The following is a 17372-nucleotide window of genomic DNA, read 5'->3' on the forward strand; positions in this document are numbered from 1 at the left end:
TTATTAATTGTCGATGATGAGCCTGCAAATCTGCGGGTCATGAAACAAATTTTGCAAGACGAATACCATTTAGTATTTGCGAAAAGCGGTGAAGAGGCTTTGCGACTGGCGGAGCAAAGTCAACCTAATTTAATCCTACTTGATATTATGATGCCGGGTATGACGGGGCTTGAAGTCTGTCAGTCTCTTAAGTCAAATCCAGTGACAAATCATATCCCTGTGATTTTTGTGACGGCACTTGATGATGATGCAGACGAGGCTACGGGGTTTGATTTAGGAGCTGTGGACTACATTAGCAAACCAGTTTCACCACCAAGAGTTAGGGCACGGGTCAAAAACCACCTATCGTTAGTACAAGCTGAGTTACTTAGAGCGACTCGGTTACAAGTCATACAACGCCTAGGTCGAGCCGCTGAATACAAAGATAATGAAACTGGCATGCATGTTATGCGCATGAGTCACTTTGCTGCAGTAATAGCCAGAGCTTATGGCTTAGATGAAGAGCGCGTCGATAATTTATTACACGCAGCGCCAATGCATGACATAGGCAAAATAGGCATACCCGATAGCATAATGTTAAAGCCAGGTAAGTTGACAGAAGAAGAGTTCTCTATAATGAAAACCCACCCACAAATCGGTGCGGAAATTTTAGGCGATGACGACTCTGAATTGATTAAACTTGCCAAGACAGTATCACTTACTCACCACGAAAAATGGGATGGCACAGGTTACCCCAATGGTCTTAAAGGGGAAGAGATTCCGATTGAGGGCAGAATTACCGCACTCGCGGATGTATTCGATGCTTTGACAAGTAAACGCCCTTACAAAGAGGCTTGGAGCGTCGAAGACACATTGGCATATTTGAAAGCCCAAAGTGGCAAACACTTTGAGCCTAAATTAGTCGAGTTGTTAGAGCTCGAATTGGAGCAAATTTTACAAATTAAAGCTCAGTTTAAAGACGAATAAACTTGGTTTGTCTCATTTAGACTGAGCTTACGACGATTTTGTCTCTTGCTGCTCTGCTTCTTGCTCAGGCAGAGGCCAACCGCCCAAAGCTTTATAACGATTTACCATGTAACAAAATAGATCTGCGGTTTTTTCGGTGTCGTATTTGGCCGAGTGAGCTTCTTTGTTATCGAATCCCAATCCTGCGCGCCTACATGCTTCTGCAAGCACAGTATGACCCAAACTTAATGCTGCGAATGAGGCCGTATCAAAAGTCACGAAAGGATGAAACGGAACACGCTTATACTTGGCGCGTTCTATGGCTGCCATGAAGAAGCCATGGTCAAAGGCAGCATTATGAGCAACAATGACAGAACGGGAGCAACCCGCCGCTTTTTGGCCTTTGCGCACGGCTTTACAAATCTCTTTAACCATATCGGATTCAGGCACGGCACCACGTAAAGGGTTGAACGGGTCTATACCGTTAAACTCAATAGCTGCTTGCTCGATATTAGCACCTTCAAACGGCTCAACGTGAAAGTGGAAAGTTTCATCACGCTCTAAAACACCGTCTTCATTCATTTTTAGGGTAGTGGCAGCAATTTCAAGTAAGGCGTCTGTCTTAGCATTAAACCCAGCGGTTTCGACATCAATAACAACGGGATAAAAACCACGAAAACGACTGCTCAATAGGTTTGGATCTTTGATGTTTTCAGATTTTTTTAAATCGTTTTCTTGTTCTGCCACAGCTATACTACCTCATGTCGATTGGGTTGTTATTATCACATGGTCGCGCTCAACTTTCATGTGTTTCAATAGATTTTGAACCGAAAATTTCATCGCCTACTCATTAGAAGTAATCAAATGATAGGGCACTGGTACAAGATTTGCTTATTTAACCTCAGCAAATGAAATAGATGAATTAAGCAGACAAGATGTCGACACTGAAAAGGGTGTTCTGGCTGATTTGGGTTATTCGTTAGGTTGATTAAGAGTTAGGGTTAGTTTATGAGTTCGAAAATGGCATCTTTGGTCATATCTACATTGATATTGTTGATGTTTTTTAGTTCGGCTACAGATGCGAGTCGCCGAAGCTACGTAGCAACGCTCGAAAACTCGGTTTGGCAACTTGCATCTGAATCACGCTTACAGTGTCAATTAACTCATACTATTCCAAATTACGGTACGGCAATATTTAGCAGTGCGGCAAGCAAAGTTAATAATATGTCTTTTGAGCTAGATGTGATGCGTTTGCCAGCTGATTATTCGTTGGCACTTATTGAGTCAGTACCTCCTACTTGGCGCCCTGGACAAGGTGCGATGAAAGTAGCTGAAATGCAATGGCGTAAGCAATTCAATGGTGACGTCGATGAGACAACCGCTTGGATTATGCTTACTGAATTAGAAAAAGGCTATTTTCCGACGCTGTATTACGCTGACTGGCATAATCAGAACGACCGAGTCAAAGTAGCCTTAGCCGCAACAAATTTTAGACCTGCGTATTACGACTTTTTAAATTGTGTAGATGGGCTATTGCCATACAGCTTTGAAGATCTGTCTTACACCGTATTAAACTTCGAGAAAAACAGTACGGAATTAGATCGGGCGTCTAAAAAGAAACTTCAGCAAATTGAAGAGTACCTCAAACACGACAAAAACATCGATAAGATAAGTGTTAAAGCTTATTCGAGCTCTTGGGGCGGCCGCTACACTAACTTAAAAGTTTCACAACGCAGAGCCAATGAAATTAAAGACGTATTCGAACAATTTGGTATCCCGGGCGATAAAATTAGTGTTGAAGGCTTTGGTGAAAAACGTCATATAGCGTCTAACCAAACTATTTTAGGTCGGGCCGAAAACCGTCGAGTCGTTATCGAAATGGTTAAACCTTAGGTTATACACTTGGGTTATAAACTTTGCGGAACCCGTTTGGTTCGTTTGTACTCTCTTAATTTATATCTCACTGGCGCAACAGTGCTTTGCACCCATTGAAATATGTCAGGGTCCAACTCACTCGTTTGATTGAGCAACATAGAACTCAATAACTCGGCAATTATAGGGGCAGACGTCAATCCGCGGGCCCCGAGTCCACTCATGACAAACAAACCAGACCAAAGGTTATTCAACTCACCTTTGATTTTATCTGAACGCTTAAATCGCCCATTGTTTTTATCTACATAATGACTAATCCAAGACCAGTCTATAATTTCACCCGCAAGCGGAAGATGATCTGCAGTCGTTGCTCTAAATGCTGCATTGGCACCTATGATGTTTGCTTTATTTAACTCTTGAGACCATGTTTCATCGGGGTAGGCCTTTTGAATTTGTTCTAGGTTTTTTTGATCTGATTGTGTTTTGCATTCAGCAGTAGCTTGACCTTTTTCAAATGTCGCCCCAAAGGATTGATACTGACTGGTTGCAGGAGTCATATAACCTTTGTGACATAACACGGTCTTTAGCTCGGCGGCACTAGTATCATGCGTTAATTTTGACACTTGGCCCAACACCGGCGTAATTGGCAAGTCATTAGAGAGGTCAAAGTCGATTGAGTCGACACCAGCACAAATAATAATCTGATGGTATAGCTCTTGGTGCTCTGATAGTTTTGGTGACTCTGATTCACAGTCTTGACTGATCCGTGTTGGCTCGGCACCAATCCTAACTGGATGCCATAGGTTTAGGTTAGAGCTTGGCTTGGGTTGAACAGAAACAACGGGACTATCAAAGAAAAAGCGCACTCGCTTTGACGCAAGCAGATTTTTTTTAAGCCAAAAACAATATTGTTGAGGGTTAAGCCAGCCACCGTCGGGATAAAACAAACTACTATAGGGAAGTGACAGTCCAGCAAGGGATGAAGATTCTTCTTTAGTACAGCGTTGAACTAACGGTGCCCATAATTCAGCTACGGTATCAAACTTAGAGTCTAATTCCGCAGTTATTGCTTGTTGTAATACGCCGCACCATTGATGAGGCACTTGTTGCTGACTCGGTAGTACACGGCGATAATACTGACAAGCAAACTGGTAAGCGTGCGCGTAAAATTGGGCTATGACGCTTTTTTCGGCTTGTAATAAGGGGTAAATAGCACCTTGTTGGTTACTCGAACCGGCCTGTGCCACGTCATGGTCTGCGCAATATATACTGACTAAGGTATCAGGGTCTTTACGGATAAGTTCACTTGCTAATGTGAGCCCAGATATGCCAGCACCTATAATCGCTATTTGACGCGGTGTATGATCTACTTCGATAGATGTAAAAAACTGCTCTGGGGTCTTGGTGTTAAGCACGGGCTTTCCTATCCAATTGTTTCGTTTGTTAACTGGGCTGATAACATCTCTCGCTTGTGACCAAACCCTTTAACTTTTTTGACTTCAAATCCAACTGCTTGCAATCCTCGTCTGACGGCTCCAGCAGCTGTAAAGGTTGCTAAGGTAGCGCCTGGAGCAGATAAGCGAGCCATATTTTTATACAAATTGTCTGTCCACATGTCTGGGTTTTTACTCGGCGCAAAACCATCCAAAAACCACGCATGAATACCGTCATTACCGCTCAAACTTGGTAATTCTTTAATGCGTTGATTGACATCACCTATGATCAAGTTTAATTCTACCAAACCGTCTTGAAGCGTAATCACGTGTTCATCAGTAAACGCAACTGGGTAGCTTTGGATCAATGCGTCCGCCAATTCTTTAAGTTGCGGCCAGGCCGATAGGGCTTGTTTTAAGTCTTGTTGGGTAACTGGGTATTTTTCAAAACTAGTGAACTTGAGCTTTAATGGCGTATTTCGAGTTTGATTAACTTGATTGAGAAGTTGCCAAGCGACTAAAAAGTTTAAGCCAGTACCAAAGCCTGTTTCGCCAATATGAAACTGGTCTGAGATCACTGGCCAACGGTCCTGAAGCTGGTTATGTTTGATAAATACATACTCAGTTTCTGCAATACCGTCGTGTTTAGAAAAATAAATGTCGTCGAAGGCAGATGAAATCGGTGTACCGTTTTCATCAAAATTTAATTTAGCGTGCTCAATCAATGTGAGTAGCTCCAAATGTCGTCTAATGTTCTAATTTTACGGGTAATAGCATTAAAAAGTAACATCAAGCGTCACGAAAGATTCATTATACTGTACTCGGCTAACACTTGTTCGCTGAAATTAGACCAGTTAAGCTTGAAAAGTACGTAGAATACTGGCAAAAATTTATTCATAACTTCAATTATTGGGATATTTATGAGAAGAGCGGTTATTACTGGTTTAGGTATCGTATCGAGTATCGGTAACGATAAAAATGAAGTATTAGCAAGCCTGAAGGCGGGCAAGTCTGGGATCAGTGCATCTGAGCAGTTTAAAGAGTACAACTTGCGCTCTCAAGTTTGGGGCAACATTGACATTGATATTTCTGAGCATATTGACCGCAAAGCAATTCGCTTTATGGGTGAAGCGTCTGCTTATGCATACATAGCGATGAAAGAAGCGATTGCCGATGCGGGTTTAACAGATGAGCAGGTTTCAAACCCAAGAACAGGTCTTCTTGCTGGTTCAGGAGGCGCTTCTTCTAAAAACCAAATTATTGCTTGTGACACCTTGAGAGAAAAGGGCGTAAAACGCGTAGGTCCATACCAGGTTCCACGTACTATGAGCAGTACTTGCTCTGCAACACTGGCGACACCATTCAAAATCAAAGGGGTTAACTACTCAATCAGTAGTGCTTGTGCAACCTCAGCTCACTGTATAGGCCACGCTTTAGAACAAATCCAACTTGGTAAACAAGATATCGTTTTTGCTGGTGGTGGTGAAGAAGTTGATTGGACTCTAGCAGGTATGTTTGATGCGATGGGCGCGTTATCGACTAAATACAATGAAACACCTGAATTGGCTTCTCGTACCTATGACGCTGATCGTGATGGATTTGTTATTTCTGGCGGTGGCGGTATGGTCGTTGTCGAAGAATACGAACATGCAAAGGCTCGTGGTGCAAAGATTTATGCAGAAATCGTCGGTTACGGTGCGACATCAGATGGTTTTGACATGGTAGCACCATCAGGTGAAGGTGCTGAGCGCTGCATGAAGATGGCTTTAGAAACTGTTGAAGGACAAATTGACTATCTCAACACTCATGGTACGAGTACACCAGTTGGTGACGTCAAAGAGCTAGGCGCTATTCAAAACGTATTTGCAGGTCAATCTCCAATGATTTCTGCGACTAAGGCAATGACAGGTCATGCACTTGGAGCGGCTGGTGTTCACGAAGCAATTTATAGCTTATTGATGATGGAGAATAACTTTGTTGCACCATCTATCAACATCCAAAATTTAGATGAGCAAGCAGAAGGTTTAAACATTGTTAAAGAGTTTAAACCAGCAGACATCAATTTAGCTATGTCGAACAGCTTTGGTTTTGGTGGCACTAATGCAACATTAGTGTTCAAAAAACTGTAACAGCCCTTTAAACTAAAATTAGATAAAAGCTATTCCATATAGTTATTGACTATATTTAATTTTAGGATGTTTATAGGCCCCGTTTAGCGTTAAACTAAACGGGGTTTTTTATTGCCTTAACTCCAGTAACAACAGAGTGTTAACGCTAAACTCTTGGTCAGCAATTGCTTTCCAATCAATTCAGTGTATGTGACAAGCCAAATGAAAATATTGATAGATGAAAATATTCCGTACGCCGAATCGTTTTTTTGCGATTTAGGTGAAGTCGAACGTTTTGCCGGGAGAGGATTAAATCCAGCTCAGTTAGTCGATGTTGATGTTTTGTTGGTTCGCTCAATAACTAAGGTTAATGCTGAACTTCTCACTCAAGCAAATCGTCTCAAGTTTGTCGGTACGGCAACAATAGGCGAAGATCACATAGACAAACAATTATTGGCCCAAAAGGGTATCTACTTTACTTCTGCTCCTGGTTGTAATGCCAATTCTGTGGCTGAGTTTGTCATCAACGTAATGCTGGTATTAGCAGAAACCCACCAATTGAGCTTGAGTGACAAAGTCGTGTCTATCATCGGTGTTGGCAATATCGGAAGTCGTCTTAAGGCAAAGCTAGATGTTTTGAATATAGAACTGCGACTTTGTGATCCGTATAAGTCAGGCCCCGAATTTACATCTTTGGAAAAGGCATTAAAAGAAGGCGATATCATTAGCTTTCATACGCCACTCACAAAAGAGGGCGAACATCCTACTTTTCATTTATTAAATGAACACAATTTAGCCTTGTTAAAAGACGATGTGTGCCTAATAAACGCAAGTAGAGGAGAAGTTATCGATAATAAGGCACTTTTGGCCCATATTGAGCAACGAAAGACTTCTAATCGTCCTGCAATTAAGTTAGCGTTAGACGTATGGGAAGGTGAGCCAGAGCCCATGGTAGAGCTGATACCTCATAGTACACTTTGTAGTGCCCATATTGCCGGATACAGTCTAGAAGGAAAAGCCAAAGGCACTGAAATTTTGTATCGCCACGTGTGTGAACAATTTGGGTTCGAAGCCAGTCATCAACTTCAACATTTTTTACCTGAAGCGGATATAACCGAAGTGAGTTTGAGAAGCTCTGGTGGTAATGGCGGTAGTGCTGGTAACTCAGAGCAATTGGCTGAACAGAGTATTAGACTGGAGCCACAAGCATTACTAAAAACACTCATCCACCTTGTGTTTGATGTTAGAAGGGATGATGCGCTTTTCCATCGTCACTTGGCAAACCAAGGTTTTGACTGGATCAGAAAAAATTATCCAGTTAGACGTGAATGGTCATCGCTGACCGTAAAAAGCGATAATCCGAACCTATCGGAAAAATTAACCCAGCTCGGTTTTAACACCGAGTCAATTGTTTAACGATCTTTACCAGAGAAATTAGTAGAACATCATGTCAGAACAAAAAATCAATGTTGCGGTGCTTGGCGCAACTGGTCTTGTAGGCCAAAACATCATAGAAATTTTAGAAGAGAGAAACTTTCCGGTTGGGCAGTTATTTCCTCTAGCTAGTAAACGTTCGGCGGGCACCACGATTTCTTTTAAAGGCAAAGAGATTGAAGTCATTGACGTTGATACGTTTGATTGGACTCAGGTTCAAATTGGTTTGTTTAGCGCAGGCTCAGCGGTTTCTGAGAAATATGCGCCTATCGCAGCTGATGAAGGTGTGGTAGTTATCGACAATACATCGTTCTATCGATACGAACCAGAAATTCCACTCGTTATTCCAGAGGTGAACCCTGGCGCGCTAGTGGATTTTAGAAATCGCAACATTATCGCCAACCCAAATTGTTCAACCATTCAGATGTTGGTAGCGTTAAAGCCGATTCATGACGCTTACGGTATAGATCGAATTAACGTTTCAACTTATCAATCAGTCAGTGGTGCAGGTAAAGAGGCAATCGACGAATTAGTTGCTCAAACTGCGCAGTTAATGAATGGCCGACCTGTAGAAACAGAAAACTTCCCAGTTCAAATGGCGTTTAACGTAATTCCTCAAATTGATGTATTCCAAGACAATGGTTACACCAAAGAAGAAATGAAAATGGTGTGGGAAACGCACAAAATAATGGGTGATGAGAGTATTCGAGTAAATCCAACTGCGGTACGCGTGCCTGTATTCTATGGCCATGCAGAGGCAATTCACCTTGAATTGCGTCAGCCTGTCAGCGCCGAAGACATTAAAAATATTTTAGCTGATGCTCCTGGTGTTACTATGTTAGCTGAGGACAAGGACTATCCTACTCAAGTTACCCACGCTAGCGGCAACGACCAAACTTATGTTGGTCGTATTCGAGAAGATATTTCTCATCCAAATGGCATTAATTTGTGGGTTGTTGCAGACAATGTACGCAAGGGTGCCGCGACAAATAGCGTGCAAATTGCAGAGCTACTTGTTCGAGATTACCTGTAAGCCCTGATGCGTTAAAAATAACAGCCTCGCTTTTTGCGGGGCTTTTTTTTGTTTGGCTATAATTAACTGGCATAAAGTTGACACAATTAACTGGTACAAGCTTTGCTTTACTTTTTTAAAGTGGTTAAATGACAGTACAAAAATAAATATTGAGTCTAATGAAATCAGCACTTTAGGCCGATAGAGTATTTGTTATCACCAAAACAGACTTTGCCGCGCGGCATTTTTTTGCGAATTTGGAATTTATCGATGCGTTCAAGCTTTAAATTATTTGCCTTGTTTTTTCTTTTGCTGTCATTCTCGACCGCTCATATTGCTATTGCCGACAATAAACTAAAAGGCCCCAAAGGGGTCGACTATGGTGAACTTGGCGAAACTTACGGCCCTATTACCAGCCGCGATACCATGTGGAAACTCGGTAACAAGTTTCGCCATCGAAATAATGTTTCAGTCTACCAAGTCATGGTTGCCACGCTGAAAAAGAACCCAAACGCGTTTGATTTTGACAACTTAAATGGTTTGCGCAATGGCGTGATCCTAAAAATCCCTAGCCATAAAGAAGTTATGGCAATCGACCCAATTTACGCGAAAGAACGCGCCGACGCCGATGATGAGCTATGGGCCAAACGCCTGCGGGGTGAACTTGATGTTGCTGAGATTGATTCAACCTTAGCGCCGATTGAAGCGGCTAAAGTCATTGATGTCGATACCGCCAAAAAAGAAATTTCAGAAAAAATCCAGCAGGTAGAGAAAAAGCAACTCGAAGCTTTTGAAACGATTCAAGAGCAGCTGGACAGCGCGAAAGAAGTTAACCAGTCATTAAAATCAGAAAACGAATTATTACAAGAAAAGTTATCAGCCCTGACTGAAAAGTTATCAAACGTCGAGCAAGCTCTTGGTAATGAAAGTCAATTACGCGGTGAGACTCAACAAATTCTATCTAAGGTTGAGGAGTTGTTAGCTCAGCAACAAGCTGAACTACAAGCTAAACAAGCAGCGGCAGAACAAAAATCTGCATTAGACGAAATTGGTGAATTTTTTAGTTCAACTCTAGGCATGGTGTTGATTTCATCATTGTTGACGATTGGCGCATTAGTTGGTCTAGCTGTTTTCTTGAAGAATAAAAACAAGGAAGAACCTAACCCGCTGACTGATCCATCAATGGCACCACAAAAGCCATTGTCGACCGATTCGTTTGCAGCGATGGACCAGCCGTTAGAAGCAGCTCCTGATTTAGGTATTGATGATCCACTTGATGTCGATGATAGTCTTGATGCTCTAGACCCATTTGACGATGAACTTGGCAGTTTAGATGACTCTTTAGATGATGAGTTAGACGCCTTAGATATGGGTGACGACTTATTGGATGACGACGTTCAGCTTGATGTAGATGATAGCCTCGACGATGAGTTGTTATCAGACGACACTGCCTTTGATGACAGCTTAGACGATCAGTTACTCGATGACAGCAGCGAAGTTGAAGAAATTGATCTGGCCGATGACGACGATGGCCAAATTGTTAGTGCAGAAGACATTGACGCGTTACTCGACGGCGACGATAGTGATCTTGATGAACCATTAGACGACCCGCTTGATGATGTGGGTGATGACTTGTCAGAAGAGATAGAGCTAGAGGTTGAAGATGAGGCGGACGGTGAAGATGACGTTGACGCCCTATTAGATGAAGTAGCGAGCGATGTCGCATCAGATGATGTTGATGACGTATTGAATGAGTTCACTCCTCCATCGGATGACGTGGAGCAGCTTGCAGCGGACGTGGGCATGGAATCAGAAGAAGAAACTCCTGCCTTACCACCAGAAGAAGATATGGAAACTGGGGTTGACGATATTGAAGACGAGCTGGGACTGGATGACGAAGACTTTGACGACGAAGATTTTGACATAGACGCGTTAATCGATGGTACCGACGAAGAACTAGACGATTCAGCCGCAATTATGGACGAAGATTTAGACGAGGCTGAACTTGAACCGACAGCAGAATCTAGTGCTTCAGCAGACGTTCAGGACGATATTGATGATTTACTTGACGAAGCAGACGAAACTCCAGACCTTGAGTCAGTAGAAAATACCGAACAAGATTCGGAAGCTGAAACAGCAGATCCAGATTTAATTGAAGAGTCTTACGAGGAAGAAGACTTTGATATTGACTCGATTCTAGAAAACACCAATGAGGATACCTCAGAAGCTGACACTAGTTCTTTAGGCGTAAGTAATGATGCTACCGAAATTTGGGACGATTTCTTAGAAGAAGAGACAGAACAAGCGCTTGAAGAAGCCGCAGAGGAAGAGGGCGAAACGCCGGAGCAACAAGACGAACCTGAATTAACTGAGGAGGAAGTGCCTTCGGAAGAGCAAGCAGCTCCAGAGGAGGATACTCTAGAAGAAGACGATCTAGAGCAAGATCTTTCAGAGGAAACACCTAACGCCGACGAACCAGAAGATTCTGAACAAAATGAAGTTGAACCTGAAAAACCGGAAATGGATCACAGCTCAGATCAAGATTTAGATGAGCCGGAATTAGATGCGTCGGATCTTGAAGAGTCTATTGCCGATGAAATAGAAGCAGAAGACCCTGATTCAGAACAATTAGACTCAGATGAGCCGAGTATCGAGCAAGCCGAACTTGAGGAAGATGAGACTCCACACATTGATGAATCTGATTTACTAGATCCCCCAGTTGGTGAGCAAGTCAATGATGTTGAAGACTTAGTGGATGTCGACCTCTTTGAAATGGAAGAAGACCACTCAGAAGATGAGCTACACGAAGAGTCTGAGCATCACGACATTGACCTCTCTGCAGGTGAACAAGAACACGACAAGCCGATAAGCGATGTTGAGGCTAGTACTGAACTTGACGAATACCCTGATTTAGAAATGGAAGACGATTTAGACGATCATGAAAGTCTAGATGATGAGCTAGCTGACGAAGAAATCGAGCATCAAGAAGAGGTGGTGTCTGAGCCGGAAGAGGAAGACACTCAAGAGAGCGATAACGTTGATATTGATGAATTAGGTGATGATCTTGGTGATGGCGTTGAGTTAGAGCCAGAAGACTTTGGTGAAGAAGACATTGCTAGCTTATTGTCTGAGACTGCAGAGCCAGATACTCCACTTTTAGATGAAGAGTTGCTGAACACTAGTTTTGATGAGTCTGACATTGAGAGCTTGTTGCAAGATGACGAGTTATCTGAAGAGTTTTCACAAGAACCTGGACAAGAACTTACCCAAGATTCGAATGAGCACTCTATTGATGATTTAGGTGATAATGTAGAGCCTGATTCAGATTTAGAAAGCGATTTACCAGAAGACGATTTATCAGAAGAGGATGAACTCGAAGATGATCTATTCGAAGACGATCTATTCGAAGATGACGAAGAGTTCGAATCTGAAAGTGACAAATCAACCGAATCATTTGAAATCGACGAGCTAGAACAAGCAGATTTTGATGACTTATTAGCTGAACTCTCGGAGCCGATGGAGACAGCTCAATCGTCATCAACGAATACTGATGATGACGAGATGGACATCGCTGATTTAGGTGCTGATTTAGGTAATGATATCGGTGACAGTTTAGACGATGACCTAATCGAAGGTATCGATGATGAAATGCTAGTCGAAGACTTCGCTGAATTAGATAAAGAATTTGTTAGCGTCGACAACCTGATAGACGAACTTGATGATGGTGAAGAAGTCGACATTCCGGATGACTTGGATATTGATGTGGGACTTGATGACTTTGACGAGTTGTCTGAAGATCGAGGTTCTGTTGACGTAGATAAGGAAGCCGGTGGTATGGCTAATCAGCTAGATTTAGCCAATACCTACATCGAAATGGAAGATGAAGAAAACGCTAAATTAATATTGCAAGAAATCATAGATAGCGATAATGAAGAAGCCAAAACAGAAGCTTTGGCGATGTTAGAGAAGCTAAACGGCGAGTAACTGAGATTTCAACTGTGAAGTCTCATTAAAAGCCATGTATAATGCGCCAATTAATTTATGCATTATATTTGGTGGGTTTAAGCGACTATGCGAATTGCTTTAGGAATAGAATACGACGGGGCTCAATTTTTTGGTTGGCAGCGCCAACGAGAAGTAGAAACCGTTCAAGAATGTTTAGAAAAAGCATTGAGCAAAATCGCTAACCACCCAGTCGATGTGTTTTGTGCAGGTCGGACTGACGCCGGAGTTCATGGCACAGGTCAAGTTGTTCACTTTGATACTGATGCTGTTCGTCCTGATAAGGGCTGGACAATGGGCGTCAATGCAAACTTACCAGATGCAATCGCAGTCACTTGGGTCAAACATGTGCCCGATGATTTCCACGCTCGGTTTTCTGCGACGGCACGACGTTATCGTTATGTGATTTATAATGAACGACTAAGACCTGGTATTCTTAACCATGGCTTAAGTCACTATCACTCACCACTCGATGCTGACAAAATGCATCAAGCCGCACAAAGCCTATTGGGCGAAAATGACTTTTCGTCGTTTCGTGCAGCACAATGCCAATCAAATTCACCAAATCGCTTCGTTCATCATGTAAATGTTACTAGAACAGGTTCTTTTGTTGTCATCGACATCAAAGCTAATGCTTTTGTCCACCATATGGTTCGCAACATCGCTGGGAGTTTAATCGCGATAGGAAAAGGAGAACAACCCGTCGAGTGGATGGCCGAACTTCTTGCCCTCAAAGATCGCACTCAAGCGGCTGAAACCGCCAAGCCACATGGCCTCTATTTAATTGATGTCGATTACCCAGAAGAATTTGGCTTGCCAAAGTCAAAATTGGGTCCTCTATTTCTGTAGTGATTTTTAAATATTGCTGTTATTTTGAACACAAAGCTGACTAATAAGACCAGTTTAAGCGAGTTTTTACGAATTTGTTGTGTTTTAATACGGTTTCAATTTTCAGCGTAAAGAATGAAAGCGGATAACTTTTTTATAGGGCAGTAATCAATGAGCTGGATAGAAAAAATTCTACCAAAGACAAATACCTCTACCAAACGTAACATTCCTGAAGGGGTATGGACTAAGTGTACTAGCTGCGACGCTATTCTGTATAAAAATGACTTAGAAAAAGAGCAAGGCGTTTGTCCTAAGTGCGACCACCATATGCGTTTGACCGGTCGTAAACGTCTAGAGCTATTTTTGGATTCAGGTGAAAAAACCGAAATCGCAGCGGATTTAGAACCACAAGATGTATTGTCTTTCAAAGACAGTAAAAAATATAAAGACCGAATTTCGGCAGCACAAAAGCAGACTAAAGAAAAAGACGCTATGGTCGTCATGAAAGGTCGAGTTAAGGGTGTACCATGTGTTGCAGCGGCATTCGAGTTTGAATATATGGGTGGTTCAATGGCTACGGTCGTTGGCGAAAAGTTTGTTCAAGCAGTTAATGTTTGTATTAATGAAAATATCCCACTGATTTGTTTTTCGGCATCAGGTGGCGCGCGAATGCAAGAAGCCTTGTTCTCTTTGATGCAAATGGCTAAAACCAGTGCGGCGTTGGCAAAATTGAGTGAAAAAGGCTTGCCTTTCATCTCTGTGTTGACCGACCCGACCATGGGCGGTGTATCAGCAAGTTTAGCAATGCTAGGTGACATCAATATCGGTGAGCCTAAAGCGCTAATCGGCTTTGCTGGACCTCGTGTTATCGAGCAAACCGTTCGCGAAAAACTACCTGAAGGATTCCAACGCAGTGAGTTCTTATTAGAGCACGGTGCGATAGATATGATCGTCGACCGCAGAGAAATGCGCAATACAGTGGCGCGTTTGTTCGCAAAAATGTGTAAACTACCTTCATTGGAAAAAGAGCACAGAACGGCATAGGTCAACATGACGACTAACCCATTTCAAAGCCAGTCTCTTAATGACTGGCTTTTTTATTTAGAACAACAACATCCAACCGAAATAGAACTTGGCTTAGAACGTATAAATCAGGTCGCAGAGCGAGCAAAAGTAAAAGACTTAGGTGCCAAAAAAACGGTACTCGTCGCTGGAACAAATGGCAAAGGCACAACGATTCGTTTTATCGAACATGCCTTGATCAGTATGGGTTATTCGGTGGGGGTTTTCAGTTCTCCTCATATCCACAAATACAATGAGCGTGTTCGAATTAATGGCGAAATGTTGTCAGATGATGCTCACATAGAGGCATTTGACTACATAGAGCAATATAAAGCTGGCACCTCACTAACGTACTTTGAATTTTCAACACTGGCTTCGTATCGAATTTTTCAAACCCAACAATTGGATTTTGTTCTGATTGAGGTAGGGTTAGGTGGACGTTTGGACTCCACTAATATTGTTGAGCAGGATATTTCAGTAATCACCAGTATTGGCTTGGATCACACTGATTGGCTTGGCGACACTAAAGAGCAAATTGCTTTTGAGAAGGCTGGTATTTTCAAACCCAATACTACCTCTGTAATTGGTGAGCCGATTCGTTATAACTCTATTCAACAGCAAGCAGAACAGCACCAAGTTGCACAAGTATTGTGGGCCGGTCGAGATTATCACTACGAAGTATGTGGTCAAGTCGCTAGCGCAGAGCCCATCTGGCAATATGACAATGGCGTAATAAAGTTTGAATCGCTTAAATCAAACTATGTACCAACTCAAAATATTGCCACGGCGATCACGGTACTTCTAGAAATGGGGTTGTCACTAGAACAAGCCCAGTTAAATGAGTTAATCGCTAACTTTAGCCTACCTGGACGTATGCAGTTGTTGTCTGAAAAGCCTATTCGACTTGTTGATGTAGCGCACAACCCGCATGCGGTAGAGTATTTAATAAAGGTTTTGCGTACCAGAACGCCGTTTAATCAATGCAATAAAATCATAGCGGTCGTTGCTATGATGCGTGACAAAGACATAACTCAAACACTGCAGTTAATTGCCCCGTATGTGTCAGAGTGGCACCTTGGTGCGTTGCCTAAAAATCAAAGAGCGGCGTCAACCGAATCGATAAAAGCCATTCTAGAAGGGATGGGCGAATATAACATTACCACCTATCCGGATATAAAAATGGCGTGGGCCGGTGCAGAGCAAAATCAACCCGATGAAACCCTTTTACTTGGGTTCGGATCGTTTTACACTGTGGCAGATATTTTAGACTCTCAATAATAAAAATTAACCGGAGCAAAACTTTGACTGAATTAATCAAACAACGCTTAGTCGGAATGTTGATTGTGGTAATTGCTGGTATCGTGTTCATCCCAGATTTATTAGATGGCCAAAAGCAAACCAGTAAGTCGGATTTTAAAAAGATCCCTGAACAGCCAGATTTTGATGGTCGTCCAATGATCAAAGACTTTCCAAGTCAGCAAGTAGATAGAATGATTGCTCAGGTACCAAATAGCGATGATGTAGCTAGTGATGATGAGGATGAAAGTACCAGCGAACACGACGGCTATGAAGAGGTCAATAACTTAGCCGGTGAAACCGCTGGACTTTCTTCTCAAAAAGGTAAGTTGAGTGTCAAAAATAATCCTAATACGACAACTCTACCTAAAAATAGTGAAACAGACGCAGCGCCTAGTAGCGACTTACCAAGTGGTTCAACCGAGGCTGTAACCGTATCTCAATCATCAGTAAACAGTGACCAGAAAAAGCCTGGCGAGCATCAGTCGGCAACGGACAAACCGCAATCAAATCAAACTGCACAGGTAGAAGCTAAAGCTACGAACCAATCAACAAATACTTCGCGTTTTACCAAGCCTCTTTATATTTTGCAGTTGGGCAGCTTTAAACATAAAGAAAACGTAACCACGTTGCGAGAAAAATTAAAAAGCGCTGGATATGAGACGTACATAAAGCCAGTAAAAACCAAGTCCGCTGTGCTTTCTAAGGTATATATTGGACCTGAATCTGATCGTCAAAAATTAAAAGAAGCGCAAATAAAAGCGCGAGAACTAACCGGGTTAGAAGGTAAGATCACTCGCTTTCAACCAACAAACTAGTGGCGGGTAGGGAAGAGTTTTGTTAGACTTCGCGCCGAAATTTCAGCAGTGGAAAGTGCAACCGAATGGTTTGGATTGATTACGCGATAATTGCTGTTATCGCTATTTCAGGCATGATTAGCCTAGTGCGAGGATTTGTCAAAGAAGCCGTTTCTTTGGCGGTTTGGATTGCGGCATTTTTTGTGGCAAGTCGTTTTTATCTCGACTTGTCTGTCTATCTTACTGGTATCGAAAAAGAGTTGTTTCGCAATGGAGCAGCGATTGCCATCCTATTTGTTATTACCTTAATTCTCGGCGCACTTATTAACCATCTCCTTTCTGAAATTGTCCAATTTACCGGCCTATCAGGTACCGATAAAATGCTTGGTATGGTTTTTGGTGGTCTGCGCGGCGTGCTTATCGTTGCAGCGACATTACTATTCTTAGATACACTCACGCCAGCCAGTGATGCAAACTGGTGGCAGCAATCTTTACTTATTCCAGAATTTTCATTCATCGTTGAATGGTTTTTCGAATTGTTAAAAGAAAACTCAAGTTTACTCTCTACACAACATTGATGGAG

The 17372-nt window shown here is 42.4% G+C and carries 14 protein-coding genes; 11 read left to right on the forward strand and 3 right to left on the reverse strand.

The features are described from left to right. Nucleotides 1-39 precede the first annotated feature (39 nt). On the forward strand, nt 40-966 hold the full coding sequence (locus tag J1N51_RS14285; RefSeq protein WP_208833456.1) for an HD domain-containing phosphohydrolase: 927 nt from the start codon (nt 40-42) through the stop codon (nt 964-966). A gap of 27 nt (nt 967-993) precedes the next feature. Here the strand turns inward: J1N51_RS14285 and rnt are convergent, their stop codons facing one another. Further along, complete coding sequence (gene rnt, locus J1N51_RS14290) at nt 994-1692, reverse strand: ribonuclease T (protein ID WP_232842821.1); 699 nt, start codon at nt 1690-1692, stop codon at nt 994-996. Nucleotides 1693-1953: 261 nt separating this feature from the next. Between rnt and J1N51_RS14295 the strand changes: the two genes are divergently transcribed. After that, nucleotides 1954-2838 carry a flagellar protein MotY gene (locus J1N51_RS14295; protein ID WP_232842822.1) on the forward strand — a complete coding sequence of 295 codons (885 nt, stop codon included), beginning with the start codon at nt 1954-1956 and terminating at the stop codon, nt 2836-2838. 14 nt (nt 2839-2852) lie between these two features. Here the strand turns inward: J1N51_RS14295 and mnmC are convergent, their stop codons facing one another. Beyond that, nucleotides 2853-4232: an FAD-dependent 5-carboxymethylaminomethyl-2-thiouridine(34) oxidoreductase MnmC gene (gene mnmC / locus J1N51_RS14300; protein WP_208831913.1), complete on the reverse strand. Its 1380-nt coding sequence runs from the start codon at nt 4230-4232 to the stop codon at nt 2853-2855. An 8-nt stretch (nt 4233-4240) separates the two neighbouring features. Then, nucleotides 4241-4990, reverse strand: a complete 750-nt coding sequence (mnmD, locus tag J1N51_RS14305) for a tRNA (5-methylaminomethyl-2-thiouridine)(34)-methyltransferase MnmD (protein WP_208831914.1) — start codon at nt 4988-4990, stop codon at nt 4241-4243. A 180-nt stretch (nt 4991-5170) separates the two neighbouring features. Between mnmD and fabB the strand changes: the two genes are divergently transcribed. The 9 genes from fabB to J1N51_RS14350 all read left to right on the forward strand — a co-directional run bounded on the left by fabB (nt 5171) and on the right by J1N51_RS14350 (nt 17367). Next, nucleotides 5171-6379, forward strand: coding sequence for a beta-ketoacyl-ACP synthase I (gene fabB, locus J1N51_RS14310; RefSeq protein WP_208831915.1), 1209 nt, complete (start codon nt 5171-5173; stop codon nt 6377-6379). A 201-nt stretch (nt 6380-6580) separates the two neighbouring features. Then, nucleotides 6581-7774 (forward strand): 4-phosphoerythronate dehydrogenase, encoded by a 1194-nt coding sequence (locus J1N51_RS14315; protein ID WP_208831916.1) that lies wholly within the window; start codon nt 6581-6583, stop codon nt 7772-7774. Nucleotides 7775-7805: 31 nt separating this feature from the next. Then, the gene (locus J1N51_RS14320; protein ID WP_208831917.1) at nt 7806-8825 is read left to right on the forward strand and encodes an aspartate-semialdehyde dehydrogenase; all 1020 of its coding nucleotides are present in this window, start codon (nt 7806-7808) and stop codon (nt 8823-8825) included. Nucleotides 8826-9074: 249 nt separating this feature from the next. Then, nucleotides 9075-12788 (forward strand): FimV/HubP family polar landmark protein, encoded by a 3714-nt coding sequence (locus J1N51_RS14325; protein ID WP_208831918.1) that lies wholly within the window; start codon nt 9075-9077, stop codon nt 12786-12788. A gap of 87 nt (nt 12789-12875) precedes the next feature. Beyond that, on the forward strand, nt 12876-13655 hold the full coding sequence (gene truA / locus J1N51_RS14330; protein ID WP_208831919.1) for a tRNA pseudouridine(38-40) synthase TruA: 780 nt from the start codon (nt 12876-12878) through the stop codon (nt 13653-13655). Between the two features lie 150 nt (nt 13656-13805). Continuing rightward, nucleotides 13806-14678 (forward strand): acetyl-CoA carboxylase, carboxyltransferase subunit beta, encoded by an 873-nt coding sequence (accD, locus tag J1N51_RS14335; protein WP_208831920.1) that lies wholly within the window; start codon nt 13806-13808, stop codon nt 14676-14678. 6 nt (nt 14679-14684) lie between these two features. Continuing rightward, a complete protein-coding gene (gene folC, locus J1N51_RS14340) occupies nt 14685-15974 on the forward strand; it encodes a bifunctional tetrahydrofolate synthase/dihydrofolate synthase (protein WP_208831921.1) in 1290 nt (429 codons plus the stop codon). Nucleotides 15975-15997: 23 nt separating this feature from the next. Beyond that, entirely contained in the window at nt 15998-16810 is an 813-nt protein-coding gene (locus J1N51_RS14345; protein ID WP_208831922.1) for an SPOR domain-containing protein, read from the forward strand. A gap of 65 nt (nt 16811-16875) precedes the next feature. Further along, the gene (locus J1N51_RS14350; RefSeq protein ID WP_208831923.1) at nt 16876-17367 is read left to right on the forward strand and encodes a CvpA family protein; all 492 of its coding nucleotides are present in this window, start codon (nt 16876-16878) and stop codon (nt 17365-17367) included. Nucleotides 17368-17372: the final 5 nt, after the last annotated feature.

Origin of the sequence: Psychrosphaera ytuae (assembly GCF_017638545.1) — a bacterium.
Lineage (GTDB): Bacteria > Pseudomonadota > Gammaproteobacteria > Enterobacterales > Alteromonadaceae > Psychrosphaera > Psychrosphaera ytuae.